At 35.9% G+C, this 16,697-nt stretch carries 16 protein-coding genes; 7 read left to right on the top strand and 9 right to left on the bottom strand.

Annotated features, from left to right (window positions below):
- Window positions 1-2: 2 nt before the first annotated feature.
- Both NCE97_RS02400 and NCE97_RS02405 read right to left on the bottom strand, forming a co-directional pair.
- Entirely contained in the window at window positions 3-899 is an 897-nt protein-coding gene (locus NCE97_RS02400; protein WP_353777260.1) for a carbohydrate kinase family protein, read from the bottom strand.
- Window positions 896-1,669, bottom strand: coding sequence for an AraC family transcriptional regulator (locus NCE97_RS02405; RefSeq protein ID WP_353777261.1), 774 nt, complete (start codon window positions 1,667-1,669; stop codon window positions 896-898). The genes NCE97_RS02400 and NCE97_RS02405 overlap by 4 nt, the downstream gene beginning before the upstream one ends.
- Window positions 1,670-1,879: 210 nt before the next feature.
- Here NCE97_RS02405 and NCE97_RS02410 point away from each other — a divergent pair, with 210 nt between their 5' ends.
- The 7 genes from NCE97_RS02410 to NCE97_RS02440 are packed head-to-tail and all read left to right on the top strand — an operon-like array spanning window position 1,880 to window position 11,788.
- Entirely contained in the window at window positions 1,880-2,686 is an 807-nt protein-coding gene (locus NCE97_RS02410) for a phytanoyl-CoA dioxygenase family protein (protein WP_353777262.1), read from the top strand.
- Window positions 2,686-3,510: an IolE/MocC family protein gene (locus NCE97_RS02415; RefSeq protein ID WP_353777263.1), complete on the top strand. Its 825-nt coding sequence runs from the start codon at window positions 2,686-2,688 to the stop codon at window positions 3,508-3,510. The genes NCE97_RS02410 and NCE97_RS02415 overlap by 1 nt, the downstream gene beginning before the upstream one ends.
- Window positions 3,507-5,585 (top strand): beta-L-arabinofuranosidase domain-containing protein, encoded by a 2,079-nt coding sequence (locus NCE97_RS02420; protein ID WP_353777264.1) that lies wholly within the window; start codon window positions 3,507-3,509, stop codon window positions 5,583-5,585. Before NCE97_RS02415 ends, NCE97_RS02420 begins: the two co-directional genes overlap by 4 nt.
- Window position 5,586: 1 nt before the next feature.
- Window positions 5,587-7,221, top strand: a complete 1,635-nt coding sequence (locus NCE97_RS02425; protein WP_353777265.1) for an alpha-amylase family glycosyl hydrolase — start codon at window positions 5,587-5,589, stop codon at window positions 7,219-7,221.
- Between the two features lie 9 nt (window positions 7,222-7,230).
- Complete coding sequence (locus tag NCE97_RS02430; protein ID WP_353777266.1) at window positions 7,231-8,784, top strand: sodium:solute symporter family transporter; 1,554 nt, start codon at window positions 7,231-7,233, stop codon at window positions 8,782-8,784.
- 15 nt (window positions 8,785-8,799) lie between these two features.
- A complete protein-coding gene (locus tag NCE97_RS02435; RefSeq protein WP_353777267.1) occupies window positions 8,800-10,173 on the top strand; it encodes a sulfatase family protein in 1,374 nt (457 codons plus the stop codon).
- Between the two features lies 1 nt (window position 10,174).
- Window positions 10,175-11,788, top strand: a complete 1,614-nt coding sequence (locus NCE97_RS02440; RefSeq protein ID WP_353777268.1) for a sulfatase family protein — start codon at window positions 10,175-10,177, stop codon at window positions 11,786-11,788.
- A 58-nt stretch (window positions 11,789-11,846) separates the two neighbouring features.
- Here the strand turns inward: NCE97_RS02440 and NCE97_RS02445 are convergent, their stop codons facing one another.
- The 7 genes from NCE97_RS02445 to NCE97_RS02475 all read right to left on the bottom strand — a co-directional run bounded on the left by NCE97_RS02445 (window position 11,847) and on the right by NCE97_RS02475 (window position 16,601).
- A complete protein-coding gene (locus NCE97_RS02445; protein WP_353777269.1) occupies window positions 11,847-12,230 on the bottom strand; it encodes a cupredoxin domain-containing protein in 384 nt (127 codons plus the stop codon).
- Between the two features lie 28 nt (window positions 12,231-12,258).
- The gene (locus NCE97_RS02450) at window positions 12,259-12,612 is read right to left on the bottom strand and encodes a hypothetical protein (protein ID WP_353777270.1); all 354 of its coding nucleotides are present in this window, start codon (window positions 12,610-12,612) and stop codon (window positions 12,259-12,261) included.
- Window positions 12,613-12,628: 16 nt separating this feature from the next.
- A complete protein-coding gene (locus NCE97_RS02455) occupies window positions 12,629-13,177 on the bottom strand; it encodes a carboxymuconolactone decarboxylase family protein (protein ID WP_353777271.1) in 549 nt (182 codons plus the stop codon).
- Between the two features lie 31 nt (window positions 13,178-13,208).
- Entirely contained in the window at window positions 13,209-13,367 is a 159-nt protein-coding gene (locus tag NCE97_RS02460) for a hypothetical protein (protein ID WP_353777272.1), read from the bottom strand.
- Window positions 13,368-13,458: 91 nt separating this feature from the next.
- Complete coding sequence (locus NCE97_RS02465; RefSeq protein ID WP_353777273.1) at window positions 13,459-14,298, bottom strand: helix-turn-helix domain-containing protein; 840 nt, start codon at window positions 14,296-14,298, stop codon at window positions 13,459-13,461.
- Window positions 14,299-14,338: 40 nt separating this feature from the next.
- Entirely contained in the window at window positions 14,339-15,241 is a 903-nt protein-coding gene (locus NCE97_RS02470) for a histone deacetylase family protein (protein ID WP_353777274.1), read from the bottom strand.
- A gap of 91 nt (window positions 15,242-15,332) precedes the next feature.
- A complete protein-coding gene (locus tag NCE97_RS02475; protein WP_353777275.1) occupies window positions 15,333-16,601 on the bottom strand; it encodes a T9SS type A sorting domain-containing protein in 1,269 nt (422 codons plus the stop codon).
- Between the last annotated feature and the right edge of the window lie 96 nt (window positions 16,602-16,697).

The raw sequence follows: 16,697 nt of genomic DNA on the forward strand, positions 1-16,697 counted from the left end.
TTTTAGAGGGTTTGGAAGTGCTTTAGATATTCTGATTCAATAATATCTGGAGTAGATTTTGGATTATATATTGCTGAAGAATTAATGCATAGTCCAGCGACTATGGTTGCATACTGCAAACATTTTAAGGTGTCATGACCTTTTGAATAAGCGTATAAAAATCCTGAAAAGAACGAATCGCCAGCACCGTTTGCATTCAACATGTTGTAAGCATCAATAATCGGAACGTTTAACCACTCGCCTTTTTCATTTATTGCAGAAGCACCATACTTTGCATGAGTACACACCACCAGTTTTTTACCGTTTTTGATTTGTTGCTCCATGAACGATTTATAGTCTTTTAGATTATCGGAACTAAGGAAGATATAATCTGCTGCTTCGATAAAATCTTGATGATAAGGATTACCTAAATCATAATCGTGCAAGTCTGTCCAAATATCTTTTAGTAAAGCCTTGCAAATTGGAAGCAAATTTCGACAGTAGTTAGAAATATTAATAACTGCATAATCTGTCTCATTTATTAGCGCTTCGAATTTAGAATAGTCAATATTGGGTTTATCGGAACTAGGGTTCATGAAAATAGATATGCGCTCACCTTTATTATTCATGATATTGAGGTGACGCTCCGTGCCTTGAGGATCTCTGTCTGTGATTAAGTTTAGGTTTGGGTGTTGTAATTCAGTTTTTACCTGTTTTCCCAAAGTATCGTCACCAATTAAAGCATGAAACGTGGTTTTGAAGCCCAAATGCGAAAGTGCTAAAGCTTTACCAGCTCCTGTATTACCCAAGGTTTCGTCAAATTCGCAATGATGAATGGTTTGTGGAATCGATTCTGGAAATTCATCTAGTGTAATCACCGAATTCCAGGATGCTCCACCACAAGTGAATACTGTTTTCATAATACTGCATTTAATTGTCTATACGTTCTCGGACTCATGTGCTTTAATTTATTAAAAGTTCTATTAAAATGACTTAAGCTTTCAAAACCACAACTAAAGGCAATTTCTTGAACCCTCATATTGGTGCTTACTAACAAATGACAAACACGTTCGATTCTGGTTTGATTTAAAAATGAAATAAACGAATGACCAGAGTGCTTTTTGAACCATCTACAAAATGATTGAGGCACCATATGAGTGAATTCTGCTAATTGATTTACACTCAATTTTTGATCGAGATGATCCAGAATATAATTAGTGGTTTTTGATATCTTGGTTTGAGACCCCTCAGTGTAAAATCGATTTAGATAATCTTCAGAAGCTAACGTTTCTGTGTCATTGTCTTCTATTAAATTTTGAAGAATTTCTATGAGTGCACTAAGACGAGATATTGGCGACAATGCTTCGAACGCAATAATCTTCTTAATCAATTCATCCTTGGGTTTAGAAAAATGAATGCCTCGTTTTGCGTTTTCAAAAAGTGTTCTGAAGGTATTGCACTCAGGAAAATGTTCAAATAGATTTTTATCAAATTGAAATACATAAGCTTCATGGTTTTTAATACCATTCTCTGTAATGCTAACCCAATGATGAGGTAAGTTTTCACCAACTAGAATCAGATCAAAATTTGAAAACGAGCTAATGGAATCACCAACGAACCGAGTGCCTTCCCCCTTTGAAATTAAAGTTAATTCGAGCTCCGGATGATAATGCCAAAAAGGAGTGAACACCGTGTTTTCATGTTTAAAAAAATGAAAGGAACGTTTGGTGTTTTTTATGTCAATATGTTCTAATTCGGGCTTCAAAACAACCTATTATTAACAGTTTAGTCAATTAAAAATATTAAATAAAGTTTAGATATGCATAGTTTTGGTTAAATTTCGTAAAAGTACTATCACGTTCAAGGTATAATTTTGAAATCGAATTAAACCTTTAAAACTATGATAGCTACTGACATTCTTGACACACCATACACACTTTCGGCAGAACAGGTAGAGTTTTATAAAGCTAATAAATTTATTAAGCTGAAAGACGTCTTAGACCCAAGTACTTTAGCACATTACAATGCTGTTATTAGTAATAAAGTTGATGAACTCAATGATGTTGATGTTCCTTTGGAAGAGCGTTCAACCTATGGTAAAGCCTTTCTTCAACTTTTTAATCTTTGGCTACAAGATGAGGTTATTAAAGAGTTGGTTTTTAGTAAGCGTATTGCAAAAATTGCCGCAGACTTAATGGAAGTTGAAGGTGTTCGTTTGTATCATGACCAAGCTTTATTTAAAGAAGCTGGAGGAGGTATTACACCTTGGCATGCAGATCAGCATTACTGGCCATTGGCAACGGATAAAACCATTACGGCTTGGATTCCTTTACAAGAAACACCATTAGAAATGGGGCCATTAGAGTTTAGTGCGGGGAGTCATGAAATAATGGAAGGGAGAGAGTTATCGATTAGCGATGATAGTGAAGCTCAGATTGAGAAACGGTTAAAAGTCACTGATTTTGAGCACATCATTGAGCCTTTCGATGCAGGCGAGATTAGCTTTCACTCAGGATGGGTATTTCACCGAGCAGGCGCTAACACTACAGATACGATGCGAAAAGTGATGACTATAATCTACATGGATAAAGATATGATCTTAAAGCAGCCATCCAATGATGGTCAAAAAGACGATTGGGAAAAGTGGTGTAAGGGTGCAAAAGTAGGTGAAGTTATTAATACGCCTTTAAACCCTGTTTTGTATTAATGGATTTAAGGTATTTATATCCTTTTTGGGGAAGCGAGCATCTAAACGCATCTGACTTTCTGGCTTTAGTAAAGGCTAAAGGTTTTGATGGCATAGAAATTAATGTTCCTAAGGATTCAATTTTTGAAACCAATTTTTATGATGCATTAAACAAGGCTAGAAGCTTTAATCCTAACTTTACTTGCGTGCTTCAACAGGTGTTTGGAGTTAAAATTGAAACCCCAGAAGCTTACACTTTAAAAGTTATAAGGCGTCTTGAAGATATGGTTCATTATCGACCTAACTTTATCAATTCCCACACAGGAAAAGACCACTATAGCTTTGATGATAATTGCCGAATCATTGAAGCTATTGAAAACTTTTCAATACAACATAACATTCCGGTATATCACGAAATTCACCGAGGGCGATTTACGTTTCATTCAACAACAACATTAAAATATCTTGAAAAATTTCCAGAGCTAAAACTGGTTGGAGATTTTTCGCATTGGTGTGTGGTTTCAGAATCTTTGTTACAAGATCAACAAGAAGCAATTCAAAAAATAATCCCACACGTTTCTCATTTACATGCAAGAGTAGCCACAGAGCAAGCATCACAAGTCAACAGTCCATTTGCCCCAGAATGGGCAGATCACTTAGAGCGGTTTGCGAACATTTGGCAAAATACAATCTCATACCACAGTGATAAAGAACAATTCACCATCACACCAGAGTTTGGACCATTTCCTTATATGCCGCAAATGCCATTTACGCAAGAGCCTTTAGCGAATCAAGAAGAAGTAAATACCAAAATGAGAGATTACTTAATAGCACGATTAAAATGAAAAAGGCAATTATTTCTATAGTAGTTTTTATAATCTTCTTTTCATGTAAAGAAGACAAAACCAATTCTCAAGGTGAAGATTTTACTGAAAATGTCAATAAGGTAGCATCAACGATTATTGACGACAGCGGCCAACTAACATTTTTTGATAACCCAACCAATGCGATAGCAGCAAAGTTTGAACAATTCCCGACAGGAAGCGTAAAGCCCAAAGGATGGATTCTGAATATGATGAATGAGGATTTAGAGCAAGGTGTTGTAGGTGCTTTAGATGAGCTTTACCCTGGAATAAAATCCGATGATTTATACAATACGGCTCGACGAGGCGGTATGGAAGATATTCCAGAAATGGGCGATTTGGTGCTTACAGGAGCAGCGTGGGAAAAATCGATTATGTGGTGGAACGCGGAAACCATTGGCAATTGGTGGGATGGTTTTATACGACATGCCTTTTTGACCAATAATACTGAAGCCATTCGGCAGTCTCACGATATTATTAGTAACCTATTAGCATCGCAAGATGACGATGGATACATAGGCATTTATAAACCCAATCTGCGCTATCAGCACGATGGGTCTAATGGAGAACTTTGGGCGCAGACAACCGCCTATAGAACGATGTTGGCATACTATGAATTGACCAATGATGAGAAGGTTTTAAATGCAGTTGAAAACGCTATGAAGGTTACTATGAATAAGTATGGTGAAGGCTCAAAGAATCCGTTTTATTTAAAAAATGCTTTTGGAGGCGTGACACATGGTTTAATGATGACAGATGTTTGTGAAACCTTATATAGAATCACAGGAAACCAATCCTATCAAGATTATGCAACTTATTTGTACAAAGCCTTTTCGACATACTCAATAAATCGTTCTTTCAACGATTTGCGCTATCCTTATTTAAAGGAAAAAGATTCTTTGTTCGAAGGTCATGGTGTGCATACTTACGAGCATATAAGAACCATGGTCAATGCATATTACAATACAGGGTATTCAGAATTAGAGAATGCTTATGGTAATATGTTAGCTAAACTTGAGCCTTGCATATTGCCAAGTGGTGCTGGTCATGGTAATGAATGGATTCTTAAGATGGAAGCTCACCCAACCAATACAAGTAGTGAGTATTGCACTTTGTTGGAGTTGCGTAATTCTTACGGAAGTCTTATTCAAAAAACAGGAGATGTAGCTTTTGCAGATGCAGCAGAAAAACTCACGTATAATGCCATGTTGGGATTCAGAAACAAAGGAGGTACAGCAATAACTTATGGTAAGGCAGATAATTGTTACGTGTTAGATGGGCATCATCACGAAAATGGAGAGGCAAAAGCAGATCCACGTTACAAATATTCACCAACACATTCCGAGCCAGCAGTATGCTGTGTGCCAAACTATGGTAGAAACTTCACGTATTTTTTAGAGCAGATGTATATGAAATCTGAAGATGGTATCGCTATTACTATGTATGGGCCATCACAGATAAGCGCCAATATAAAAGGATCAAATATTAAGATTGAACAGCAAACTAATTATCCTTTATCTGAAGAGGTTAAAATTGAACTGTCTTTAGATAAACCTACACGATTTGCTTTGTATTTACGTAAACCAGAATGGACACAAAACAGTACTTTCAATTTGGAAGATGCAGACATAAAACTGATAGATGGTTATTATAAAATTGAAAAAGAATGGCAACTTTCAGAATCTTTTACGATAACATTTCAAAATGAAACTCAACAAAACATAACCAATAATGGAGAGTATTATTTGCAACGAGGACCTATAGTGTATGCTTATGAAATTCCACATAGGGAAGACATTATAAAAACATATTCAGATAAGAAGTTTGTAGACTATTATTGCTTTCCTGAGCGTGAAGATTATAAAGATTTAGTATTGCCAAAGGATTCCAAGTTTGAATGGACTACCAGTAAAGAATCTGTGTCATTTTATAATTCTGACACGTACTTGGAAGGACATTTGTATAATACAAAAAATAAAGAAGCTCAACCTGTGAAACTTATCCCTATAGGAAAGACAGTACTTAGGAAAACCACCTTTTCAAAACATTCTCACTAACATGAAACGCAAACTATATTTTATCGCATTATCAGCTGTATTGGTTTTTGCTTATGGCTGTAAAGAAAATTCTGAAGAAACTGAAAAAGTTGACGAAGCTATTAATTGGAATAATGAGATTATATACCATGTCATGCAACGCAGTTTCTATGACAGTAATGGCGACTTGCATGGTGACCTTAATGGCTTTGTCGAAAAGTTGGATTACTTAAAAGAGCTTGGAGTTACTACAATATTGTTTACGCCATTATACGAATCGGGTTTTTACCATAATTACTTTCCAACCAATTACGAGAACATTGACCAAGAGTATGGCACAAAAGAAGATTACATCAATTTTGTAAAAGCGGTTCATGAAAAAGGACTGAAGTTTTTAATGGATATGGAAACGCAGTATGCTCAAAGTGGTAATATTTGGTTTGATGATTCTTATAAAAACCCGCAATCAAAGTATTCAGATTTTATCTATTATTCAGATTCTCTAAATGTGTATCCAGAACAAATCTTTATGCCGTCTAGATCGCCTATGTATGATTTTACTGCTTGGCCAGGAGATAAGCATAACATTGTGTTTCTAGACCTTAATAATGAAAGGGTAAAACAATGGATGACTGATTTCTATGTGTATTGGGTAGATCCAAACAAAGACGGCAATTTCGATGATGGTGTAGATGGGTTTAGAATAGATCACATAATGGATGACTTGGATTATAAAGGGTTGTTTACCAATATGTATCAAGACTTCTGGAAGCCAATATTCCAATCTTGTAAAGCAGTAAACCCAAACCTTTTCGTTTTGGGAGAGCAGTCCAACTGGAATGAGTATGGCGAATCCATGGTTACAAAAAGTGGAGCTGATGCCGCATTTAGTTTTCCGTTACGCTTTGCAATTGCAGGAGAAGAAGGCACACACGACATGTATATAGATCCGGCTTCAAATGGCGTGAAGATGGAACCCAGTCGCATTCACAATGTTGTAAAAGAAAGCTTGTCGCGTTTTACGGATAGTACATTTACAGTCAATTTTTTAGAAAATCATGATACCGCACGATGGGCTTCAGTAGTCAATAACAATGAAGGACAAAAGCGAATCGCCTCAGTTTTAAATGTCTTATTACCAGGAATCCCTTCAATATATTTCGGACAAGAACTAGGTCTTACCGGACAAACTCACGAATGGGGAAGTGATGCCAACCATATTCCGGTTAGAGAAGCTTTCCCTTGGACCGCAAACCAAACCGATTCTGGGAATGCACTTTGGTATAAGGATACTGGAGAATGGTGGGATTTATCGTTTTGGAATACAGATGCGATACACAGGTTCAGTCTAGAAGCTCAAAAAAAAGATAAAAACTCCTTGTGGTACCATTATCAAAAACTCATTTCTATTAGAACCAGAAACAAAGCGTTTAGACTCGGAGATTATCAACCTTTGTTTATAGGTATAGAAGGGCTCATTGGATTCAAAAGGACTTATGAAAATGATAGAGTATTTGTATTCATTAATACTACAAATACAGCTATTGAACTTCCAATTGAAGGAGAAACACTAGGCAATATGTTGTACCAGAATGGAACTAAGAACCAGTCAGGTACTTTAGTGATTGAACCTAACGGATTTTACATCTCTCAATAAGCTCAAAACATGGAACAATTAGACATTATCATATTAGTTGCGTACTTACTCGTTATCGTAGGTATTGGGATATATCTATCACGAAAGGAAAGTACAAACGCTAAGGATTACTTCTTTGCTAGTAATATTTTACCATGGTGGGCAATTGGAGGCTCTCTGATTGCTTCAAATATTTCGGCCGAACAATTTATTGGGATGTCTGGTTCAGGTTATGTTGTTGGATTGGCGATTGCTTCCTATGAGTGGTTGGCAGCTTTAGCCTTATTGTTAGTTGCTAAATTTTTTCTTCCGGTTTTTATAAAGAATGAAATTTATACCATGCCTCAGTTCTTGGAAAAACGATTTGACAATCGCGTCAAAACTGGTATGGCGATTTTCTGGTTATTCTTATTCGTGTTTGTAAACATTACCTCTATTCTTTACCTCGGAAGCTTAGCATTAAAAACACTATTGGGCATTCCGCTTTGGCTTGGTATTATTGGTTTAGTGTTGTATTCAGCTACCTTTTCAATTTTTGGTGGACTCAAAACAGTAGTTTGGACAGATGTAGTACAGGTAGTGGTGTTGATTATTGGAGGGATTATAGCAACCATAATGATTCTCAATGCTATTGATAGTAATATCATAGAAGCTTTGAATCAGTTATACCACAAAGCACCAGATAAGTTCGATCTCATCTTAGATAAGTCCAATCCAGAATATAAGAATCTTCCAGGATTGAGTGTGCTTATAGGAGGAATTTGGGTGGCGAACCTTTATTATTGGGGAACGAACCAATATATTATCCAGAGGTCTTTAGCTGCTAAAAGCTTAAAAGAAGCTCAACTTGGAACCGCATTTGCTGCATTAATGAAGTTATTGTTGCCATTTATCGTTGTCCTTCCTGGAATTGCAGCGTTTGTGTTGGATGCACCAATTTCAAAACCAGATGAAGCCTACCCATGGATTATTAATAATTATGTGATTATTGGATTCAAAGGGCTTGCTATAGCTGCATTGATTGCTGCTATTGGGTCCTCGTTGAGTTCTATGGTGAATAGTACATCGACAATTTTCACATTAGATATTTACGAACCTTTTTTGACTAAGGCAAAAGAGAATGTTTCTCAAAAACGTTTGGTTAAAGTCGGAAAGATGTCTTCGGCAGTTGCTTTGATTATTGGTGCAATTGTGGCACCATTATTAGGGAATATAGACCAAGCATTTCAATTTATACAAGAATACACAGGCTTTATTAGCCCAGGAGTCGTAACGATTTTTGTTTTAGGGTTATTCTGGAAAAAGATGTCTTCTAATGCTGCATTGTGGAGTGTGATTTTATCGTTTCCGTTTTCAATATTCCTGAAGTTTTTATTTCCAGAGTTACCATTCATGAATCGTATCGAAATTGTTTTTGCATTGTGTATGGTGGCTTCAATAGGAATATCAATCATTGAAAGCAAATATGAGAAGGCAAACTATTTTTACAACCCAAAAGGACTATTCAATACATCATTAAAATTTAATGCCTTAGCCTTTACTACTATTGGAATAATAACCGTAATTTATTCATTGTTTTATTAATTGAAACCTTATCACATGAGACAGATAGCACTTTTATTTATTTGTATAGCCGTTTTGAGCTGTAAAAAGAAAACCAAAAAAGAAGCAGAAACTGTAGTCGCCGAAAACCCTAACATTATCTTGTTGGTAGGTGACGATCAAGGCTATCCTTACTTTGGTTTTATGGGGGCTGATTATGTCCAAACACCAAACATGGATGCTCTAGCTGCTAGTGGAACGTTGTTTACGGAAGGTTATGTGCCGCAAAATCATTGTAGACCGTCGTTGCAAACACTAATGACAGGAACATTGCCAATTGATTATGAACAGGAAGTTAATCAAATGGTAATAGATACCCTTAACAGTCAAAGAATTCCATATCAAGATTCAGATCAATGGGCAATAGGCTTTAAACACCACGCCATGAAATACTTTCAAACGCTTCCGAGGATTTTGGCAAAAGAAGGCTATAAAAGTTTTCAAGGCGGGAAATGGTGGGAGTTCAATTATCAAAATGGAGGCTTCGATGAAGGGATGACCAAAGGTTGGAAAGAAGAAGACAAAGGCAAAAATGACTGGTTCTTACAATTTATGGGAGGTGATGGAAGACAACTCGCTAGGGCGACCATGCAACCAGTGTATGATTTTATAGATAAGTATAATGAGCAACCATTCTTTATTTGGTTTGCACCAGAATTACCACATTATCCTTTTGATGCTCCAGACAAATATTATAATATCTACAAGGATGAAGATATGACAGAATCTGCTAAACGTTACTACGCAAACTGTACATGGTTTGATGATGGTGTTGGTGAGTTGGTAAGATACCTTAAAGAGAAAAACGAATTCGACAATACACTTTTTGTGTATGTCAATGACAATGGCTGGGAACAAGAACCACATCAGGAGTTTAGACACGATTCCTTGCGTTGGCATAATGGAGGCGACAAAGGCAAACTGTCAGTATATGATCAATCCTTTAGAACACCAATTATATTTTCATGGAAGGACAAAATCAAAGCAGGGGCTAAGTCCAAAGCTTTGATGCATAGTGCTGATATACCTGCTACAATTCTGGATTATATCGATGTTGAAGTTCCTGAGAATTATTTTGGAAGATCTTACAAGGAACTTATAGAAGACACCAATAAAGTTGACCGAAATATTATCGTCGGAAAAGCAACTCAGATGCGTTCAGAAGATGATATGATGGGAATGAAGATTGAAGCCTATTGGGCGAGGACTAATGATTGGTTTTTTCAATGGAACTTAACCACTGAAACTATTGGATTATTTGATATGAAAACAGATCCTGGTAATGATAATAATTTAGCTGAAGCGAATCCAGAAAAGGTTAAAGAGTTTCAGAATAAAATAGAGGCATGGAAATTAGAAAGATCCAAATAACATGAACAAACTACTTTGGATATTTGTGTTTGGCCTTTCAATATTAGGCTGTAAAGAGAAGGAAGAATCCTTGCGTGCAAAGCCAAATATTGTCTTTATCATTACAGATGATCATGCTTACCAAGCACTAAGCGCTTATGACGATAAGCTCATTAAGACACCACATATAGATCGATTGGCTAATGAGGGTATGCTATTCAATAGAGCTTTTGTTACTAATTCTATTTGTTCACCGAGTCGTGCTGTGGCTTTGACTGGTAAGTTTAGCCATCTCAATAGTGTTAGGGATAATCTAGATGTATTCGATACCACTCAAGTAACATTTCCAAGATTGCTTCAAGGTGCAGGTTATGAAACTGCTATCTATGGGAAATGGCATCTCAAATCTAAACCCAAGGGATTTGATTTTTGGGAAGTATTGCCAGATCAAGGCCATTATTATCACCCAGAATTTTTAACTCCAGACGGAGACATAAAAACAACAGGCTATGTTACAGATGTAATTACAGACAAAGCCATTCATTATCTAGATTCGTTGAGAGATACTAATAAGCCGTTCATGCTTATGTACAATCATAAAGCACCTCATAGACAATGGTGGCCTTCTATGCACGACTTGGAAGATTTCAAATACAAAAAGATACCAGTGCCTGAAACATTGTTTGATGAATACAAGACCAAAAGTAATGCTTCAGCAGAAGCAGAAATGCGCATCGCAGACCATATGGCATTAACCATGGACAATAAGATTGCACCAGAAATTTTGGAGAAATTGGATTATGAAGAATTCTTGGGTTGGTACTCGAGTAGTTACACGGAGCGTTTCAACCGATTAACCAAAGAAGAGCAAGAGCAATGGCTTAAGGTTTACGGACCCATCAATGAAGATTTCCAGCAAAATACACCAAAGGGAAAAGCTTTAACGCTATGGAAGTATCAACGCTACATGGAGGATTATCTTGGCGTGATAAAAAGTGTGGATCGCAACATTGGGAGATTGTTGGATTATTTGGATGAAAATGACCTTACTGAAAACACAATTGTAGTATATACTTCTGATCAAGGATTCTATCTAGGGGAACATGGTTGGTTCGATAAACGCTTCATGTATGAAGAATCGTTTAGAACACCTTTATTGATTAGATATCCTCAGTCAATTGAAGCAGGTACTGTAAACTCTGATTTAGTTCAGAATATAGATTTTGCTCCAACAGTTTTAGACATTGCTGAGGTTGACATCCCAGAAGATATACAAGGACTTAGTTTATTGCCATTGTTTGAAGGAAATAATGCCAATTGGCGAGATGCCTTGTATTATCATTATTACGAATATCCAGGAATCCATATGGTGAAACGTCATTATGGGGTAAGAACGGCACAACACAAACTCATTCGTTTTTACTATAATACTGAAGCATGGGAACTTTATGATTTAGAAAAGGATCCCCAAGAACTAAATAATGTATACGATTCACCAGAATATAAAACAGTTCAAGAGCAATTACACAAGAAGTTGCAAGAGCTGAGAGTTCAATACAAAGATGATTCCGATAGCCTTAATCTTCAATGGATACAAAGTGATATTGAACGTTTAAAAAGTCTTGGATGGTATTAATAAAAAAGCTCCCAATATTGGGAGCTTTTTCAACTTTCAATTAATCTAACAAACAAACCTACTTTACAGTTAAAGTATATTGTGGTGTTGGGTTCAAAGGGCAGAAGTATATGTACTCCCCTTTTTTCAACTCAGTAACTTGAGACTTTTCAGCCTTGTTGTTACCTACAGCTTTAGTAACATAAGCTGTCTTAATATGGTTTTCTGGCTTTGATGCATCTTTGCCTTTAGGAACTAATACAAATCCTACATCGTGTCCTACATTATTATTGGATATTTCAAAGATGTAATTTCCTTCTTTTAGTGTTACACTTTGTTGAGTGAATTCACCTTTTGTTTGTTCAAAAGACACAACTTTAGCGTCTTTCATCATTTTGTCTTGAGCATTAACATTAAATGTCAATCCTACGAATAGTGCGATAATTGCAATTACTTTTTTCATTTTGTATAAAAATTAAGGTTAATTATTGTTATGCGTGGTAATAGCGTTCGTTGATAATTTTGCCATCTTTCCACTGTGTTCTATTGACTTGTTCAAATCTGTGATGCTGACCATCATTGGTTTTGAATTCCATTACAGCTTCATAGTAAGATACATCTCCAGCGATAGCGATATTGTTTATGTCGTATCTAATGAATTCTGTAACGGTTTCTAACAATTCTTTTTCAGCAATGATGCATACTTCTTTTCCTTCTTTTGGTGTATTATTGGCTTCTTGTAAAACCACATCATCATCTAGATATTTATCCATTGCTTCAAGGAATTGCCCTTTGCCTAAAAGGTCTTTAAGGTCAGCTAGAGCATGTTCTATAGTTGCGTTCATTTTTTGATATGATTTTTTAAACGGTTTGAGCTTCTAATGGTTGAGCTACTGGAAAATCTACAGGAATTTGAGTAGTTGAGTGGATGTAATTAGAGATGGTTTTATCACCTACTAAAGAGATTACATCAATTAAATTTCCTTTATCGTATCCTGCATTAAAGAAAGCCTCAACAGTATCAGCATCAGTTTTTCCTCTAGTTTCAGTAATGTTTTTAGCCAACTTAGCTAAAGCATTCAACTTAGTATCTGACGTTGAGTATCCTCCTCTAAACTCTAAGATTTGATCATCTGAGAATCCGTTCATTTTTCCGATTGCTGTGTGAGCAGATAAACAATAGATACAATCGTTCACTTGACTCACAGCAAGATTCACAACTTCTTTTTCTTTAGCAGAAAGTGATGTCTTTGCTCCAGAGAATGTTAAGTAGTTTTCTAGTGCTGTGTCGCTATAAGCGTAAGTAGCATAAAGGTTTGGGACAAATCCAAGTTTTCCTTTTAAAGTGTCAAAAATTGCTTGGTTATTTTCGCTTACTTGGTCTCTAGTTGGTACATTAAATGTGCTCATAATTTCTATTTTTTTAAGTATTAATTTTTATTTATTGAATATTTATATGTGGCTTCTCACTATCACAATAGAAGTCGTGAATGTGTTTTTGCTCACAATGCGTTTTAGGACTTATAGTATGTTCTATCCTTTGTTTTCCTTTTCTGAAGATTTCAATAAGATTGAAAATCGAGGTATGTTTTACATTCATCTTTACCTTGTTTTAATTTTACATTGCAAAGATGCGACTGAAAACAAGGCTATAGAATGGTGAAACTTCCTTAGCGCTTGTCAATTTTTCCCTAAGCGGTTGTTTTGAGCTGTTTTTGGAACTGAGAAGGCGATAATAAAGTGTGTTTTTTGAATAATCTACTTAAGTGTGAAGCGTCTTCGAAACCGATATCATAAGCAATTTCTTTTGCAGATTTATCGGTATACATTAATTGACGCTTTGCTTCAAGAATGATGCGTTCATGAATAATCTTGAGTGGACTCTTCTTGAATTTTGCAAATGTATTAGATAAGGTTTTGGGAGATTTGAACAACTTATCCGCATAAAAAGAAACACTATGCTCTTGTTTAAAATGTGCATCCACCAAAACATTGAAATGCCTCAGCAGATCTATTTTAGATTCATGCGTTCGTAATGTTTCAGAATTATTTTTAAGGATTCGAGTTGCTTTTATCATGAACCTCGCCATAAGCATTCTAAGCATTTCAGCCTGTATGTTATCCTTGGTTTCCAATTCATCTAAGAACACATTATGAAGGAAGTCGAATTTTTCTTGCTCTTTTTTATTCAGACTAATAATAGGGACAAAATCATTTCCAAAGAATAATAAACCAACACAACCGACTTCTTTGTCATGATCTTTGATACAATAAAACTCTCTGTTAAACTGATATACGATAATGTCTTTCCCTTTTTTGTATTGAAAGTTTTGAATTGGCGTTAATGCCAGAATTTTATTAGCCTCCAAAGTGAAAGGAATTCCATCTACTTCAATTTCGGCATCAGAACTTGTGGTCCAAATAAATGTGAAAAGCCCAATAGGCTTTGTAGTTTGAAAGTTTTGTAGTAATGTCTCGTTGGCTACATTTAAGATAGCTCCTGTGCTAAATTCTCTGAATTCTTTTGTCATGTAGAGGTTGTCAATTTTTCCCAACAAACCTTACAGTGTTTCAAAAGAAAATCTCTTGCGCTAGTCTGTAGGTATTAGCATGTGCCTCTACAATAATTTTAATATCAGGAGAGTAGCCTCCTCCCATGGAACACATTACAGGGATGTTTTGGTCTTTGCAGGTTTGCAGTACAAAACGATCTCGCTCTTTACAGCCTTCTATAGATAAGCCCAGTTTTCCAAGCTTATCCGAAGCAATAATATCCACGCCACTTAGGTAGTATATAAAGTCGGGTTGCTCCTGTTGGATGAGTCTGGGTAACATTGATTTCAGTAATTTTAGATAAGTCTCATCATCTGTATCATTGTCTAAGGAAATATCTAAATCGCTTTGTTCTTTTTTGAAGGGGTAATTACTCTTACCATGCATAGAAAAGGTAAATACTGAAGCATCATTCTGAAAAATCTCGGCGGTACCATTACCTTGGTGCACATCAAGATCAACAATCAGAATTTTTTTAACCAATCCTTTTGCTTGAAGGTATCGTGCACCTATTGCTTGATCGTTCAGTAAACAAAATGCTTCACCTCTGTCTGTATAGGCATGATGTGTGCCTCCAGCAATATTCATGGCGATACCGTGTTTTAAAGCGAATTCACTAGCTTTTATAGTACCATCAGCAATGATTACTTCACGCTCTACCAGAACCTCACTCAATGGAAACCCAATTTTGCGAGCAGCACTTCGATCTAGCGTTATGTTGACCAAATCATAATAATACTCAGGAGTATGAACGTTAAGAATATGCTTGTCATTAGGTTTTTCAGGCTCAAAAAAATTATCTCTAGTACAAGTACCTTCATGGAGGAGTTGCTCAGGGAGCAATTCATACTTTATCATGGGAAAACGATGTCCTTCAGGTAAAGGATGTTTGTAGATTGGATGGTATGCTATTTTGAGCATGATATTAACGCCTTAAGAATATGATAATATAAAAAGGGACTACGATTCGTAGTCCCCTAAATTATATCTTTTCATTGATCTACGCTAATGCTTATTGCTTGACTATCTTTTTTGTTAAACTAGCCCCAGTCTCATTATCCTTAATAATTAAGAAATACATCGCATTTCCAAGATTTTTTAGATCATTAATGTTTATTTCACCATTTTGAACATTATAAGAATTGTTGTAAACAGCTTTTCCGTTAATATCTACGATACTGACATCAAAATTGGAATAAGAACCGTTTTGGAGTTTTATTTTTATACTAGAAGTAAACGGGTTAGGGAAGACCTCCAAATCATTTACTGTAAGCTCATTTACACTGAGCAAAGAACCGCATATAGTCCAACCCATATCTTGCATAAATCCTAAAGTTACTAGACCAGGATCATGCATTGCTTCCCCCGATGCAATAGATGGTGTCATTAATGAGTTTGGATGCCCGGCAGGGTAAGTAGTTTCATCCCAATGACTGTAACTAGAGCCTTGTTGGAAAACAGTAGGCGCATATGTTTTTGGTTGTATGTTGTTATTTTGAGCTGTTGCTTCAGCACTATTACAAAATAGGTTATTACTAGTAAGTTGATTGCGTAATAAAATAGAAGGATCTGGATATGCTAAGATAGAAATCCCAAAGTTATTTTCAATAAATTGATCCCATATACTTACAAAACCTCCAGAGTTTCTTATTGCACCTTCATTATTATTGTTTACAGTTCCAAAGCCAGAGATTCCCAACCCATGGCCTAATTCGTGTAAAACTACAGAAACAAAATCGATTTGATTAATAGGAGGGTTGCCATCTAAGCCAAAATAAAAGTTAGCAATATTGCTAAAAGTGGCATTAATGTCTACAGAGTTATCACCTCCAATTTCCGAGCCAGTGATTTTTTCGGCTAATGCAGCAGGGTAAAGTGTATTTTCAGGAATTTCATCACCAGTAAGCGGAAAAAGCCCATTAGGTCCAGCACCACCCAAAACACCAGGTGGGAGAGAGCTAAAGTTGGCATTTACAGTGATTGGTACAGAAGATTCTAAAGAGTGTTCCCATATACTTACTGCAAACTCAAAAGCAGCTTGAGCTTCAGCAGTAAAGCCGTTGTAGATAACATTAATTGTAGAACAAGGTGTATCGTTAGCCATTCTTTCTTGTAAGGCATTTGACCTTAGTACTGATACTTTCTTTGGAGTTGGATTTGCATAATAGGTACAAACGTCTCTATCTAAATAAAAAGGTTCAGTTCCTGGAGTTACCTGCACTTGTGCAAGAGAATAGAAGGTTATGCATAATACTATAAGCGTAAGTAGATTTCGTTTCATATAAAAGAATTTTTTAGATTAAGGGACTTTTTTGTAATAAAAGTACTACAAAAATAAAAAAATACTTTTTAGGATCTCAAAAAAATGGTGTCAATG

This window comes from Winogradskyella sp. 3972H.M.0a.05 (assembly GCF_040493455.1).
Lineage (GTDB): Bacteria > Bacteroidota > Bacteroidia > Flavobacteriales > Flavobacteriaceae > Microcosmobacter.